This is a genomic window from Tenebrionibacter intestinalis (assembly GCF_016632365.1).
In the GTDB taxonomy this organism is placed as follows: domain Bacteria; phylum Pseudomonadota; class Gammaproteobacteria; order Enterobacterales; family Enterobacteriaceae; genus Tenebrionibacter; species Tenebrionibacter intestinalis.
In genome coordinates this window covers 65,537-78,729 of record NZ_JAEPBH010000018.1, presented here as the reverse complement: position 1 = coordinate 78,729, position 13,193 = coordinate 65,537, and the positions used below count along the sequence as shown (strand labels likewise).

The 13,193-nt window shown below is 50.1% G+C and carries 18 protein-coding genes; 14 read left to right on the top strand and 4 right to left on the bottom strand.

The features are described from left to right. Window positions 1–501: 501 nt before the first annotated feature. The 4 genes from JJB97_RS08675 to JJB97_RS08660 all read left to right on the top strand — a co-directional run bounded on the left by JJB97_RS08675 (window position 502) and on the right by JJB97_RS08660 (window position 3,633). Window positions 502–723: a putative periplasmic lipoprotein gene (locus JJB97_RS08675; protein WP_238713630.1), complete on the top strand. Its 222-nt coding sequence runs from the start codon at window positions 502–504 to the stop codon at window positions 721–723. A gap of 480 nt (window positions 724–1,203) precedes the next feature. After that, window positions 1,204–2,427, top strand: a complete 1,224-nt coding sequence (locus JJB97_RS08670; protein ID WP_238713629.1) for a tyrosine-type recombinase/integrase — start codon at window positions 1,204–1,206, stop codon at window positions 2,425–2,427. Continuing rightward, window positions 2,424–3,296: a DUF6387 family protein gene (locus JJB97_RS08665; RefSeq protein WP_238713628.1), complete on the top strand. Its 873-nt coding sequence runs from the start codon at window positions 2,424–2,426 to the stop codon at window positions 3,294–3,296. The genes JJB97_RS08670 and JJB97_RS08665 overlap by 4 nt, the downstream gene beginning before the upstream one ends. A 112-nt stretch (window positions 3,297–3,408) precedes the next feature. Beyond that, entirely contained in the window at window positions 3,409–3,633 is a 225-nt protein-coding gene (locus JJB97_RS08660; RefSeq protein ID WP_238713627.1) for a helix-turn-helix transcriptional regulator, read from the top strand. Between the two features lie 232 nt (window positions 3,634–3,865). On the opposite strand, the gene JJB97_RS08655 is transcribed toward JJB97_RS08660, so the two are convergent. Further along, complete coding sequence (locus JJB97_RS08655) at window positions 3,866–4,051, bottom strand: YlcI/YnfO family protein (protein ID WP_238713626.1); 186 nt, start codon at window positions 4,049–4,051, stop codon at window positions 3,866–3,868. A gap of 193 nt (window positions 4,052–4,244) precedes the next feature. On the opposite strand from JJB97_RS08655, the gene JJB97_RS18750 reads away from it, so the two are divergent. The 9 genes from JJB97_RS18750 to JJB97_RS08615 all read left to right on the top strand — a co-directional run bounded on the left by JJB97_RS18750 (window position 4,245) and on the right by JJB97_RS08615 (window position 10,667). Continuing rightward, the gene (locus JJB97_RS18750; protein ID WP_399198333.1) at window positions 4,245–4,433 is read left to right on the top strand and encodes a host cell division inhibitor Icd-like protein; all 189 of its coding nucleotides are present in this window, start codon (window positions 4,245–4,247) and stop codon (window positions 4,431–4,433) included. Next, entirely contained in the window at window positions 4,426–4,614 is a 189-nt protein-coding gene (locus tag JJB97_RS08650) for a hypothetical protein (protein ID WP_238713625.1), read from the top strand. Before JJB97_RS18750 ends, JJB97_RS08650 begins: the two co-directional genes overlap by 8 nt. Continuing rightward, window positions 4,607–4,915: a hypothetical protein gene (locus JJB97_RS08645; RefSeq protein ID WP_238713624.1), complete on the top strand. Its 309-nt coding sequence runs from the start codon at window positions 4,607–4,609 to the stop codon at window positions 4,913–4,915. Before JJB97_RS08650 ends, JJB97_RS08645 begins: the two co-directional genes overlap by 8 nt. Next, window positions 4,912–5,280 (top strand): hypothetical protein, encoded by a 369-nt coding sequence (locus JJB97_RS08640; protein ID WP_238713623.1) that lies wholly within the window; start codon window positions 4,912–4,914, stop codon window positions 5,278–5,280. Before JJB97_RS08645 ends, JJB97_RS08640 begins: the two co-directional genes overlap by 4 nt. After that, a complete protein-coding gene (locus JJB97_RS08635) occupies window positions 5,277–7,394 on the top strand; it encodes a DUF927 domain-containing protein (protein WP_238713622.1) in 2,118 nt (705 codons plus the stop codon). The genes JJB97_RS08640 and JJB97_RS08635 overlap by 4 nt, the downstream gene beginning before the upstream one ends. Window positions 7,395–7,868: 474 nt before the next feature. After that, window positions 7,869–8,072, top strand: coding sequence for a hypothetical protein (locus JJB97_RS08630; protein ID WP_238713621.1), 204 nt, complete (start codon window positions 7,869–7,871; stop codon window positions 8,070–8,072). Between the two features lie 11 nt (window positions 8,073–8,083). Beyond that, on the top strand, window positions 8,084–9,907 hold the full coding sequence (locus JJB97_RS08625) for a ClpP-like prohead protease/major capsid protein fusion protein (protein ID WP_238713620.1): 1,824 nt from the start codon (window positions 8,084–8,086) through the stop codon (window positions 9,905–9,907). Between the two features lie 168 nt (window positions 9,908–10,075). Beyond that, on the top strand, window positions 10,076–10,300 hold the full coding sequence (locus JJB97_RS08620; protein ID WP_238713619.1) for a hypothetical protein: 225 nt from the start codon (window positions 10,076–10,078) through the stop codon (window positions 10,298–10,300). A gap of 166 nt (window positions 10,301–10,466) precedes the next feature. Further along, on the top strand, window positions 10,467–10,667 hold the full coding sequence (locus JJB97_RS08615) for a hypothetical protein (protein WP_238713633.1): 201 nt from the start codon (window positions 10,467–10,469) through the stop codon (window positions 10,665–10,667). 123 nt (window positions 10,668–10,790) lie between these two features. Here JJB97_RS08615 and fis read toward each other — a convergent pair whose 3' ends face one another. Further along, the gene (gene fis / locus JJB97_RS08610; RefSeq protein WP_000462905.1) at window positions 10,791–11,087 is read right to left on the bottom strand and encodes a DNA-binding transcriptional regulator Fis; all 297 of its coding nucleotides are present in this window, start codon (window positions 11,085–11,087) and stop codon (window positions 10,791–10,793) included. Window positions 11,088–11,112: 25 nt separating this feature from the next. Further along, window positions 11,113–12,078, bottom strand: coding sequence for a tRNA dihydrouridine synthase DusB (dusB, locus tag JJB97_RS08605; RefSeq protein ID WP_238713618.1), 966 nt, complete (start codon window positions 12,076–12,078; stop codon window positions 11,113–11,115). A 113-nt stretch (window positions 12,079–12,191) separates the two neighbouring features. Here dusB and JJB97_RS08600 point away from each other — a divergent pair, with 113 nt between their 5' ends. Next, a complete protein-coding gene (locus tag JJB97_RS08600) occupies window positions 12,192–12,410 on the top strand; it encodes a hypothetical protein (RefSeq protein WP_238713617.1) in 219 nt (72 codons plus the stop codon). Between the two features lie 17 nt (window positions 12,411–12,427). Here the strand turns inward: JJB97_RS08600 and JJB97_RS08595 are convergent, their stop codons facing one another. Beyond that, entirely contained in the window at window positions 12,428–13,168 is a 741-nt protein-coding gene (locus tag JJB97_RS08595; protein ID WP_238713616.1) for a carbonic anhydrase, read from the bottom strand. Window positions 13,169–13,193 lie beyond the last annotated feature (25 nt).

Genomic DNA, 13,193 nt, shown 5'->3' with positions numbered 1-13,193 from the left:
TCCCCATGCGAGAGTAGGGAACTGCCAGGCATCAAATAAAGCATAAGGCCCGGTCGAATGACCGGGCCTTATGCTTTATTGTATTCAACACGCTTGTCGCTTACGCCGTTGTGGTTATTAATTGATTTCTATAAGTTCGGCTGGTACCAGATATGCGCATACTCTCCATTTCTGGTAGGCTACGAGTTTGGTAAGGCCAGGCGATGCAAATCTACCTTATTACGAGAAAATTTACCTCAGCGCTATAATATAGCAGCCGTGTCTCGTTATTTATAATTAATATACATAGCGCAGTTATTTAGCTTTGTTTATGCCCTACATTTTCACACTCTCTCCTTAATTACCGCCTGAAGCTGGTTTTTCTCCATTATTTTTACAAAAGACACGAGTTGATATTATTAATTACTCAGCGTCAACCCGCATGGGTGATAAGCTTTAAACAGAAATCTTCGGTTACTTTTATAAGCTAGGTACTGGCTGCGTATTAACAAAGGAATTAATATGAAAAATATCATCGCCATAGCGCTGCTGTCCACTATGCTGGCTGGCTGCGCCCATGACTCTCCCTGCGTCCCGACCTACGACGATCAGGGGCGCCTGGTGCATACTAATACCTGTATGAAAGGCACGACTCAGGATAACTGGGAAACAGCGGGCGCGATTGCCGGTGGGGCTGCGGCGTTAGCCGGTTTGACGCTGGGCATTGTCGCTCTCACTAAATAAACTTTAGCAGGCGAGCGACCGCAGGCTTGCCGTTCTTTTTCTTTATGGGGTTAACTGTTTCATTACCCGCGACATATAGTAAGCGTATCTTTATTATCGAAGGTAATCAGGTAATGTTTTTAGCGGCATTAATCGAAAGAAATTAGTGCCCCGGTAAGACAGCAACGCGCCGGTTTTAAGTGTATTCCGGTCTGTTTTTGTATTGATCTGAGAAGTGTACATGCATTAAGCACGTAATAAAAAAGGCGCTGTCCTTATGGACAAGCGCCTTTTCAGTCATGAACCAAATCAGTTCATGCCATATTATCAAAACCATGGTTTTTTATGGTTTCCCGTCGTTCAGTAATGTTCATTCATCCAATTGATATATAACGTAATTAACCCTATTTTTGTTTGTTTTGGTTTATCCTCGTTCATAGAGTAACATTGCAATGTGTAGTCAGTGGTGTAGTCAGTGCCACGTATGAACTGAGGTTTTCTATGGCTGGTGGAACCAACAAACTGAGCGATACATCGCTGCGCAAAATGATCGGCAGGGAGAGCCCGGGCGATAGCTTTTATGCTGATGGTGATGGCCTCAGTGTGAAAGTCTCGAAGGCCGGTATCCTGACCTGGTACTTCACATATCGGATCGGCGGTCGCACTTCGGCGCCGCAGCGTATAAAGCTGGGTAACTACCCGGACTTATCCCTGAAAGCTGCCAGAGAGAAGCGGGAGCAGTGCCGGGGATGGCTGGCCGAAGGGAAGAACCCCAGGCACCAGCTTAACCTGACGACGCAGGAGAGCCTTAAGCCGGTGACCGTCAAAGAGGCACTGGAATACTGGATCCGGGAGTACGCAGAGCATAACAGGGCCAACGTTGTCCGCCACAAGGCCCAGCTCGAAAAGCATATCTATCCCTACATTGGCGCCCTTCCGCTGGCGCAGTGCGAAACCCGTCACTGGCTGGAATGCTTCGACCGCACAAAGAGTCAGGCGCCGGTGGCCGCCGGGTATCTCCTGCAGATGTGTAAGCAGGCCGTCAAATTCTGCCGTGTACGGCGCTATGCGGTGAGCAATGTTCTCGATGACCTGACCATTGCCGATGTCGGGAAAAAGCAGAATAAGCGCGACAGGGAACACACCAGGGAGGAGCTGGCCGATATCTGGCGGGAATCCACGGGCATGAAGTTTAAGCCCTACTATGCGGCCATGATGCGCCTGCTGGTGGTGTTTGGCTGCCGTACCCAGGAATTGAGGCTATCGCGCTGCGGGGAGTGGGATTTCAAAGAGTGGGTGTGGACGGTTCCAAAGGCGCACAGCAAAGGCGGGGAAAGAATATTACGGCCTATTCCCGTAGTTATTCGCCCATACCTGCAGGAACTCTGCGACCGCAACCGCGATACAGGGCTGCTGCTGGGCGAGATGAAGAAGCCGGAGGCGGTCAGTCAGTGGGGGCGCAACGTCTATAAGCGGCTTGGCCATTTTGAACCCTGGACGCTTCACGATCTGCGCCGCACGTTCTCCACGACGCTGAACAATATGGGGATAGCCCCTCATGTGGTTGAGCAGTTGCTGGGGCATACCCTGGGCGGCGTGATGTCAGTTTATAACCGTAGCCAGTATATGCCTGAAAAGCTCGACGCCCTGAATAAGTGGATGGATAGATTAGAGGTTTTGACTGCTGATCACTCAAATATAACTTTCCTTGAGGTGGCTAAATGAGCAAAAGAATAAAGAGCAAACGAGATTTACCGAAAGAGTTTGACTTGAAAAAATATGAGAAATTAGAGTCATTATCTGATAAAGACCTTTTTAGACAGCTTTATTGGAGGATGGATTGGAAAGATAAAAATTGTGGCGAAGAGCTTGCTACATATTTTTTGGAATACGGCTGCGAAGTGCCTTTATTCGACCACGATCCATTTGGGGAAATTAAGGTTGAACCTTCTGATGGGTATTATGAACAGTTTAAAGGTGGGCGTGAATTTGTCGAAAAATATCAACGACATACAAAAAATAAAAACAGGCTGTCGGTAGGTTATGGGATTGGTGTGTTATCGCGCATGGAGGTTATGCACTTTTCGCAAGGTGTTGACTGTAAAGGGGATAGAAAAGGAAAACCATTCTATATTCCTGACGAAGAAGTTAGTGAACTTTTAAAGGACGATATTACTAATCACGGAAAACTGGTGTCTTATGCGTCAGACCCTGTTAGCTTGATAATGGAAGGGGGGTCGCTTTATATTTCTTTAGATCTAAATGTGCCAGATGAAATATTGATTTCTGACATGAAAAATCTTTTGCCAAAATGGAGGGGAGAATTAGGCATTGAAGCGGAAGAAATAAAAATAAATAATTCGTGGCCGGTGATTAGAAAGAAGATAATTGAATATAATGTGTTGCCATATATTGACTTGCATTCATGGGCCAATATAAAGGCGGTTTCAATACCTGGTGGAGTTCTCGCTGTTTCTTTATTTCCTGATGGAGATAAAGAGCAGTTTGCGATAGCTCAAACTATTAGACCTTTTATAGATAGACTAATGACCTATGAGTCCTTAGAAAAAATCAAGAGGGAAATTTCTAAATAGTGAATCTCTTTGGTTTTTTCCAAGTGGATTTCTATGCATTTTTGCGGTGATGTTTGTCCAGTTTGTTTGATTAAAGATGCCCTCGAACTTTAGCGAACGAGGGAATTTTTTTATGAACCATCTTAACCAATCTTCTAATTATGCTGATCGAATGATCCGCGAGGCTGAGTGCCGTAGCCTGACAGGTCTGTGCAGAACGACCCGCTACCTGATGGAAAAAGAGGGACGCTTTCCCTCCCGCCGGAAAATGGGTGGGCGTGCGGTTGGCTGGCTTCTGTCTGAGGTGACAGCCTGGCAGCAGGCACAGCCAAAAGCTGGCACCGATAAAGCTGCGTGAGGTGGGGTATGTCCAAATTTGGTCACACCCCCAAGGGGTGTACTGCATTGCCGTATACCCCTGGACGGGGTAGCCGGGGGTATACGAACTTTTCCGCACCCCGTAAAAGCCCGCCGATCAGGCGTTACGCAAATTTGCGCTTCGGTAGCTGGTGGATAATTGCGCAACTCTTTAAAGAGTGTGCAACACCGTTGCAGTTCTGCAACTCGGTCCGTTATCCAAATTTTGGGTATCACTCCTTGTCAGATTCCTTGGCCTTCTTGCGCTGGCGGCGCTTTATCTCGCCCTGCATTGCCGTAACAATAAATTGGGCTGTACTCTCACCTTGCTCTTTAACCTGTTCCATTGCTTCAACAACTTCATGCGGTGCGCGAGTCTGCAATTTTTGTGACTTGTCGTTCTTTGTTCCTGTTGCCATTACTGAGCCTCGTGATATCTGGTGGAGTACAGAATACCAGAATAAAAATGAAATAAAACCCTTGAAGTGGAATCCACCTTGTGTTTATAGTGGAGTCCACCTTAAGCGAGTTGCTCTTGAGGAACAGCGAAGCCCGGCAGTGTTACCAGCACTAACCGGGCCTCTAACCAAACCGTTATCGGAGGTAACAGCTATGGCTTTCATTAAGTCTACCCAAACGCGCCCTCAATATCAGTACCGTTTTCTGGCTCTGACAGCTACTGAGGGCCAAATTATCCACATTGCTGCCCACACTGAGCATGAAGCGCGCCAGCAATCCCCTTTAGGCTGTGTGTTGGTATTCGCTGGTCGCCTACCGCTGCCGGAGGTCCACCATGCCTAACAACGCCCCTATCAGCATTGAAGACGAATTGCGTCGGGCAGAAACGCTTCTGGCCGCTGCTGCTGAGTTGCATGGTGGAAGCCAGGACGAACAAGAGATTTCCTTCAAACTGATGGATAAGGTTCTGATGCGTCTGCGCGCCATGAAGGAAGCATACGATTCCGGGAGGCTCCATGCGTGACATCTATCATCACCTGGCGGCTCATAGCCCTGAATTAACCAACCACAGTGACGAATACCTCAATGACTACAGCAGCCACTGTAGCGAAAGCGCGCGGGCGATTGTGTCCGCTCTTAAGCTGGTGGGGAACCTGGTCCTTGATGCGTCAGACAATGAGAATTATTCAGATGAGGATGCCCGCCGCGACCTTCTCCTTGTTAGTGATGTCCTTCGTCATTTACCGAGGCTGGCCCAGGCGCTGGAGCAGAATAGCTATACCGCTGAGTATGTCCTGAGGCAGCGCAGGGAGGGTTCGAAATGATAAATCGCAATGAGTTTGACGCGCTGGTGAATCGTGTTGAGGTTCTTTCTGGTCGCGTCCGTGACCTTGAAGGCAAGATTCAGGCGCTCACCGAAAGCCAGGGGAGAGAGATTCCCTCCGGTATGGCGCCGGTGACTGCGCTGGCCGCTGAATATGGGATATCCACAAAGAAAGCCGAAGAGCTGGCGCGTAACACGGGTGTGATGCTGGTGAAGTGCAAAGGCGGTGGATACATCGCCTTTGAAGAAAAGTTTCGGGACAGCGCGCGGCAGGTGCTCAGAGGCGCTAAGCGTAAGTATGGCTCTGCGTACTGGTATCACCCGCTGTTGGGTAAATTTCAGATGAGCGGGGGGATTCCGAAGTGAGGATGAAGAACGCCCCAAACGTTAAAAAATTGCCTACGGACCCGATGGGAGAAGCGATTATTTTCGCTGGTAGTGATGCCTGGATGTATGCCAAAGCCTGGGAAGAAATGAACCCGGCAGGTGATACCATACCGCCGGTGATACTGGGTGATAAACAGTTGGCAGATCTGGAAAGGCTGAATATCGTCAATAACGGTCGTCGTTATGTCCGGGTTTACCGCGGCGGTAACCTGACTGAACAACAGATAACTATGATAGCGACAAAACTGGCGCTGGCTGATGTGCGGGAAGCCCGTTTTTATTCTGAATCTTATGATCTCATGGAGAATTGGACAGACCAACTGGAACGGTTGCGTAAAGAAGCTGAATCCGGAGAAAGTACCGTTATCACTCTGCCGGTGGTGAAAAAGGACAGTGAACAGGCGCCCGGCGATGAACTTAAGCCCAGAATAGAAAGCCGTAGCGATGGCGTATTCTGGATAACCCCTAAGGTGGACAAGGACAACGGCGAGATCATCCATAACGAAACGTGGCTGTGCTCGCCGCTTGAGGTGGTAGGTTCCGGTAGTGATGGAGCAGAGCGCTATCTTGTTTTACGCTGGCGTTCGCCGCGTGGCCACGAAGATATTACCAGGGCGATCCCCTGTGCTGATATCGGTGAGCGTGACGGCTGGCGTTCACTTAAAGCTGGTGGGGTGAACGTGACCACTAAAAGCACTTTTCGGGCCATCCTGGCCGACTGGCTGCAGCAAAGCGGCGCTGATCGGGAATGGATTATCACCCATACCACTGGCTGGCATCATGGAGCATATATCATGCCTGATGGTGAAGTGGTTGGTAATCCAGAAACACCCATTCTCTTTAATGGTCGTAGCGCTGCATTTTCCGGTTATGCCGTTGCGGGTACGGTTGCCACCTGGCGGGATTCCGTCGCCTGTCTGGCCGGGGGCAATCCTTCTATGATGCTGGGTGTGGCGGCGGCATTATCCGCGCCGCTTATCGGCTTGGTAGGGGCTGATGGTTTCGGTGTCCATTTGTTCGAGCAGTCGAGCGCCGGTAAGACCACCACAGCCAATATTGCGAGCAGCCTGTGGGGTGAGCCTGATGCTTTGCGGCTTACCTGGTACGGTACTGCGCTTGGCATCGCAAACGAAGCGGAGGCGCATAACGACAGCCTGTTACCGCTTGATGAGGTGGGACAGGGAAGCAGCGCCAAAGATGTTGCCACGTCTGCTTACACGCTGTTTAACGGTGCCGGAAAGTTGCAGGGAGCCAAAGAGGGCGGCAACCGGGAACTTAAACGTTGGCGCACTGTGGCGATCAGCACCGGGGAAATGGATATTGAAACCTTCCTTTCTGCTGGTGGACTCAAGGTTAAGGCGGGGCAACTGGTGCGTCTGCTGAATATCCCTATGGAGAAATCGACAGTCTTTAATGGCCTGCCGAATGGTAAGGCTCATGCTGATGCATTGAAAGAAGCCTGGATCGAAAACCACGGGGCGGCGGGGCGTGAGTGGGTTAAATGGCTGGCGGCTCACCAGCAGGAAGCAAAACAGGCGGTACGGGACGCACAAACACGCTGGCGCGGCCTCATTCCGGCTGATTATGGTGAGCAGGTACACCGCGTGGCCGAGCGCTTTGCAATCCTTGAAGCAGCGCTGGTAACCGGTGCGCCGATTACTGGCTGGAGCGAACAGGCCAGCCGTGACGCTATCCAGCATAACTTTAACGCCTGGGTGAAAGAATTCGGCACGGGAAACAAAGAGCAACAGCAGATCATTGAACAGTGTGAAGCGTTTCTGAATGCTTATGGGTTCAGCCGTTATCTTCCGTATCCTGAAACTGATGCCCGTGATCTGCCGATTAGAGAGCTGGCCGGATACCGTACCGGAAGCCAGGCCGGGGATGATTCATATAAGTTCTACACGTTTCCGGCGGCATTCGAGCAGGAGATCGCAAGTGGCTTTAACCCGCGCCAGTTTGCCAAAGCGTTAGCCAGTGCCGGAATGCTGGAAGCCGGGGATAATGGCCGACATAAGAAGAAGGCGCTTCGCAGGATGGGAGGCAAACAGCATGTGTTTTATGTCCTGATGTTTTCGCCAGACGAAGAATAATCTTTCTTACATGTGTGAGGTAAAAATTAGTGGGTTACGTGGGTTATACAGTGGATAAGTCTATTAACGTTATGATTTTAAAGGATTGATATAACCCAGTCGTAACCCACTTTACCCCGTTTATAACCCACTAGCAGGCCAAAATAACCCACTAAGAAAATCGTAACCCACTTTAAAAATGGCAAAGTGGGTTATTTCGGTGGCTTTGTGGGTTACACCTTTAAGTTGGTAAAATGTTACTTTATTGAATTTAAAGGAAAATAAATAATTAGCAGGCTAAGATAACCCAGTAACCCACGTAACCCACTAAGTTTTGTTTATATACGCGAAAAAACGTGGTGAAAAATGTGAAAGCCATCAGCCGGGGAAACCCGGTTTTTTGTTCTCGTCGTTTCATTAAATGAAACGTTATTGATCATTGTTGCATTTTAATCAACACTGTATGTCAATACAGTACAAATGAAGGTAATGAAAATGACGAAGCAAAAAGCAATGTCGGTATACATCGACGATGAAACGGCCCTGGCATTAAACAGCCTGCGTGAAGAGGTGCGTCAGCGCTTCGACAGTGAGGGGCTTCCGGGTATGGCTCCCACTATTGGCTGGCTGGCGCGTTCCCTGCTGCGTGAAAAGCTGGGGCTGGCTAACAACAAAAGTGATGCGCCGGGCGCGGTGTAAGGCGGTAGCTGATGGAAATTTCAGTGTATGAGCCCATTGAGAGCACAACGGCCAGGCGTTTTCGTGATGCCCTGCAATCTGCCCGGGGGCCGGTAACGGTCGCCATAAACAGCGGTGGGGGCAGCGTGACCGATGGTATGGCGATGTTCAACGCCCTGCGTACCTATAAAGGCCATTCAGTGGCCCGCGTTGATGGTATAGCTGCATCGATGGCAACTATCGTTGCGCTGGGGGCCAGGCGGGTGGCGATGGCCGATAACGGCTGGTGGATGGTTCACAACCCCTGGGGAATCATGGCCGGTGAAGCTGGCGACATGCGCCGCCAGGCTGATGTGATGGAGCAGATCGGCAAAACCATGATGGATACCTATGTAGCGAAAACCGGCCTGCCAGAGGCTGATATCAAAGCCATGATGGACGCCGAGACCTGGCTGACGGCGGAAGAAGCGAAAGAGAAAGGCTTCATTGATGAAATCTATCCGGCAGAAGGACAGGCTTTTGCGATGGCGCCGGGGTGTGGTCGGCTGGTGGAGAAATTCACCCGGACGCCGGATCAACTACGTGAGCAGATGAAGGCACCAGCCAGCGGGCAGAGCATCGAGCAGCGGGCCGAAACGCTTTTTGCGACGTGGAAAGACCGTCCTTGGGCGGCGGATCTCAGGGCTGAATTTGTGAAAGGCTCCATCTCCGAGGAGCAGATAAGACAGAAAATTTTGAACAAACTGGCAGAAGGCACCACGCCGTGCGCCGGTCCGGGAGCGATAGGCATGTATACAGACAACGGGAATATTGTAGGGGATTCGGTAAAGGCGGCGCTGATGGCGCGTACCGGGCTGGAGAAGGCAGAGGCTGACAACCGATACAACGGCTATACGCTGCGCGAACTGGCGCGGGCTTCGCTGGTGGATCGTGGTGTGAGCGGTATTCCGGGCAATCCGCTGGGGATGGTTGGTCTGGCCTTTACTCACAGCAGCAGCGACTTCGGCGGCATTCTGGCCGATGTGGCGAATAAATCTTTACTGAAGGGCTGGGATGAATCTCCTGAGACGTTCCAGTTGTGGACAAAAAAGGGCACCCTCCCGGATTTTAAGATTGGGCACCGTGCCGGGCTGGATGGCTTTAAGTCTCTGCGCCAGGTTCGCCCCGGTGCAGAATATAAGTATGCCACCACGTCAGATCGTAGCGAGCCGATCGCCCTGGCGACTTACGGAGAACTGTTCAGCGTTGACCGGCAGGCCATCATTAACGACGACATGAGCGCGTTAACTTCCGTTCCTCAGAAGATGGGGGCCGCTGCCCGTCGTACAGTCGGTGATTTGGTTTATGCGGTACTGCTGAGCAATCCGAAGATGGGGGATGGAACACCTGTTTTTCATGAGAAGCATGGGAACCTTTTAAAGGCGGTGGATCTGTTTATTGACGGGCTAAGCGCTGGACGTAGAGCAATGCGAATGCAGAAGAACGGGGCGGGCTCCGTTCTGAATATTCCGCCGCAATTTCTCCTGGTCCCCGTTGCGCTGGAAGATCGCGCCACTCAACTGATTCGCTCGACTTCATTACCGGAAGCACAAAATAGCGGAGTATTTAACCCCTACAACGACGCTCTGACTGTAGTCACTGAAGCTCGTCTTGATGCCGACAGCCTTAAATCCTGGTACCTGCTGGCCGGACAGGGGCAGGACACGATCGAGGTGGCTTATCTCGATGGTATTGATACGCCGTACCTAGAACAGCAGCAGGGCTTTACCGTGGATGGTGTGACGTTCAAGGTGCGCATCGATGCGGGGGTGGCTCCGCTGGACTGGCGCGGACTTGTTAAGTCTGAAGGGGCTTAAAAGCCAGTGGATAGCCACTCAGGCGGTCAGCAGGCCGCCTTTTTTGCGGGTCCTCCTGGCGATTTTGAGCACCGAGGGGGCGAGGACACGCGGGAAACGGCTGATTTTTGGGTTTTTATGGGGCACCACCATCATCACCACTTACTTTTTAATTAGAGGTTATTAATCATGAGGTTACGCTATCTTAAGGCTAATGAGGCGGCAATTAGTGTCGAAAATGGCGAGTACGTCTTTAGTATCAGTGAGATTGCCAGGATGCTCGGTATTCATCGACAGACGGTAAAGAAAATCATTTTAGATCATGGGATTGAAGGTAAAGGAGTGCGGAAAACGCATAATCTGTATGCTGTAAAAGATATTGCTTTTTGGCATTTTAAGCCGAAATGGTATTAATTTCTGGTGAAATACTCTGTTAGACATGTTCATCATCGAGTGTACACCTGTAGCGCCGCCTTATGTCAGGCGTTGATGAATTTTACCTGTCTTTAGAGCTGGTGGGGCAGCCCGGCGCTTTTTCTGTCTTTTACTCCGGCCAGTTCTGCCGGGTGACAGTTTTCACCTGCTAAGGAGGAAACCTCTGATTAAACCTGAAGCGATATTGATGGAGATGGCACGCCTGCAGGGGCTCGACCTGAACGGGCAGGATCGCCTGGTTATTCGTACCCGGGTGGGAAATGCGCTGGTGGCCAGAGAACGGCACCGTAGACGCATGAATGCGGGGCCGTACCAGTGGAAGAGGCCGGATCATCCACGTCGGTAGTTGTTCACTAAAGTGCGCGTTTGTTCGCGGCGCTGTGTAGTCAGTGGTGTAGTCAGTTTAATAAAAAAGGCGTTAACCTATGAGGGTAAACGCCTTTCTTTTCAACGCATTAGCTGACACCAATCAGTTCATGCCATATTTTTTCAGTTTTTTACGCAGCGTGCCGCGGTTGATACCCATCATTAAGGCTGCACGGGTCTGGTTGCCACGGGTGTATTGCATCACCATGTCCAACAGAGGCTGTTCTACTTCAGCCAGTACCAACTCATACAGGTCATTAACATCCTGACCATTCAGTTGAGCAAAATAGTTCTTCAGTGCCTGTTTAACCGAGTCACGCAGGGGTTTTTGAGTTACCTGATCCTGAGAGTTAACGGTAGAAACGGTCAGTACGTCAGAATTTACGCGTTGTTCGAACATAGTTCTGTCAGCTCTTTATTTCTGTTTACGCAAAATTTTCGAAGTATGCCTCCAACGCCTCCAGTTGTTCACTGGCGTCCTCGATAGCGTTGAATGTGCGCCGAAACTGGTCACTGGGCGCGTGCTCCTGAAGATACCAGGAGACGTGTTTACGTGCGATTCGGTACCCCTTTACCTTGCCATAAAAGGCATGGAGTTCCCGAACATGCGCGCAAAGTAAGCGCTTAATCTCTGCCAGCGGCAGGGGAGGAAGCAACTCACCCGTGTCCAGATAATGCTGGATTTCCCGAAAGATCCAGGGTCTCCCCTGAGCCGCGCGTCCTATCATCAGAGCATCCGCTCCTGTATAGTCCAGCACGGCTCTGGCTTTTAGCGGGTCAGTAATATCGCCATTCGCAATAACTGGAATGGATACTAACTGCTTAACTGCCCGAATACTGTCGTATTCTGCGTTTCCCTTAAACAAACATGCCCTTGTACGGCCATGAATGGTCAGGGCCTGAATACCACAGCTTTCGGCCAGTTGGGCAATCTCCGTGCAGTTACGATGCTCAGGAGCCCAGCCAGTACGAATCTTCAACGTAACCGGAATGTCCACAGCCCCGACAACCGCGGTGAGGATCCGTTTCACCTGCTCCGGGTACTGTAAAAGGGCAGAACCTGCCAGTTTACGATTCACTTTTTTGGCCGGGCAGCCCATATTGATATCAATAATCTGAGCGCCGTTTGCGACGTTTATGCGGGCGGCTTCGGCCATTTCTTCGGGTACGCAGCCGGCAATTTGCACGGTACGCACGCCTGGCTCATCCACGTGCACCATTCGTAAACGGGATTTGTCGCTGGCCCAAACTTCCGGGTTAGACGACATCATTTCCGAAACGGTCAAACCTGCTCCCATCTCATAACACAGCGCCCTGAATGGCCGGTCGGTAATGCCTGCCATAGGCGCTGCAATCAGGCGATTTTTAAGCTGGTGTTGTCCGATGCGCATGAGTTAAGAAATGACCATACTGTGCCTGCAAGGCGGCGTATATTACGCATTTTTTGCGCGAGATGAAAGGCCAAACTTTGAACAATCAGATGTCGCAGATCAATGAAAGTGTCATGCAAACGCTACACTTGAAAATAAATCATATTTATCAATTAGTTACTTTTGGCTGTTTGTTTTGTGCTCTTTTGTTTTTTTTAGGATATGTTTGTCTTAACGTTTCAGATTTGGCAATCAGTGCGGGTTTTTATGCTGATAAAATAATGAATATTGGATTATTCATATTATTTTTAACTCAATTAAGCTATGTTTTAGCTAAGAGACGGGCAGGGTAGCCTGCCCGTATAAGGTTTTAATCCAGTATCATACGACCGTGTAATTTCTGCACGGGTCGATTGTTTGGATGATGCATAACAGCTTTAAATTTTTTAAGCTGATCTGCTGAGATTGTCAGCGGATGTTTCATTACAACCCAGCGGACGCCTTCGGTACATGGCGGTGTGGTCAGTGAGCCGGTATAGCGCCAGTGGGTTTTGTTGGTTGGCAGGAGATTATTCACATCAAACTCGACGCGTAGCGGAGAACCCTTATCCGCTTCGTCAGGCATAACCTTCCACAGTTTTTCCAGTTCAGCGTTAGACGCGCCAACGTTAAACATTACCGCAACTACCGCCATTTCTCCCTCATCATCCTGGTGTACGAGGTGCATTTCGAGCGGGTAATGTTTACCGTTTACGGTATTTTCGCTCGGCGCATGGAAGTGAAATTGCCTCAGGGTGAACTTTTCATCGTCAAGCTTGATATAGCTGGCCTTATCATCGTCGCTCCAGGTTGCCTGGATGGTGTGACCGTTGTTCAGTAAATAATCCGGGCCGCTGCTATAGAAGGATTTAAGGGGGCGTATATGCGCTTTATAAGTGTGGCGGATATCAACGGGCGATTGATTCCGACCTTTCTGGCACTGTTCCCAGTCTTTATTTAATCCGGCCCAATTCTCCGGGGAAGTATCACCTTCATAGCCCCATTCAGAAGCGGATGCGATTGCCGGCAGCAGCGCGAGCGCGAGCATAATACCGTTAAATTTCTTTGCCATAATTATTCTTCCATTGAATATTGTC

What these genes read in the sequence shown, in the direction of transcription:
- JJB97_RS08675 (WP_238713630.1), top strand. Translation starts at nt 502, where the DNA reads ATGAAAAATATCATCGCCATAGCGCTGCTGTCCACTATGCTGGCTGGC.
- JJB97_RS08670 (WP_238713629.1), top strand. Translation starts at nt 1,204, where the DNA reads ATGGCTGGTGGAACCAACAAACTGAGCGATACATCGCTGCGCAAAATG.
- JJB97_RS08665 (WP_238713628.1), top strand. Translation starts at nt 2,424, where the DNA reads ATGAGCAAAAGAATAAAGAGCAAACGAGATTTACCGAAAGAGTTTGAC.
- JJB97_RS08660 (WP_238713627.1), top strand. Translation starts at nt 3,409, where the DNA reads ATGAACCATCTTAACCAATCTTCTAATTATGCTGATCGAATGATCCGC.
- JJB97_RS08655 (WP_238713626.1), bottom strand. Translation starts at nt 4,051, where the DNA reads ATGGCAACAGGAACAAAGAACGACAAGTCACAAAAATTGCAGACTCGC.
- JJB97_RS18750 (WP_399198333.1), top strand. Translation starts at nt 4,245, where the DNA reads ATGGCTTTCATTAAGTCTACCCAAACGCGCCCTCAATATCAGTACCGT.
- JJB97_RS08650 (WP_238713625.1), top strand. Translation starts at nt 4,426, where the DNA reads ATGCCTAACAACGCCCCTATCAGCATTGAAGACGAATTGCGTCGGGCA.
- JJB97_RS08645 (WP_238713624.1), top strand. Translation starts at nt 4,607, where the DNA reads ATGCGTGACATCTATCATCACCTGGCGGCTCATAGCCCTGAATTAACC.
- JJB97_RS08640 (WP_238713623.1), top strand. Translation starts at nt 4,912, where the DNA reads ATGATAAATCGCAATGAGTTTGACGCGCTGGTGAATCGTGTTGAGGTT.
- JJB97_RS08630 (WP_238713621.1), top strand. Translation starts at nt 7,869, where the DNA reads ATGACGAAGCAAAAAGCAATGTCGGTATACATCGACGATGAAACGGCC.
- JJB97_RS08625 (WP_238713620.1), top strand. Translation starts at nt 8,084, where the DNA reads ATGGAAATTTCAGTGTATGAGCCCATTGAGAGCACAACGGCCAGGCGT.
- JJB97_RS08620 (WP_238713619.1), top strand. Translation starts at nt 10,076, where the DNA reads ATGAGGTTACGCTATCTTAAGGCTAATGAGGCGGCAATTAGTGTCGAA.
- fis (WP_000462905.1), bottom strand. Translation starts at nt 11,087, where the DNA reads ATGTTCGAACAACGCGTAAATTCTGACGTACTGACCGTTTCTACCGTT.
- dusB (WP_238713618.1), bottom strand. Translation starts at nt 12,078, where the DNA reads ATGCGCATCGGACAACACCAGCTTAAAAATCGCCTGATTGCAGCGCCT.
- JJB97_RS08600 (WP_238713617.1), top strand. Translation starts at nt 12,192, where the DNA reads ATGCAAACGCTACACTTGAAAATAAATCATATTTATCAATTAGTTACT.
- JJB97_RS08595 (WP_238713616.1), bottom strand. Translation starts at nt 13,168, where the DNA reads ATGGCAAAGAAATTTAACGGTATTATGCTCGCGCTCGCGCTGCTGCCG.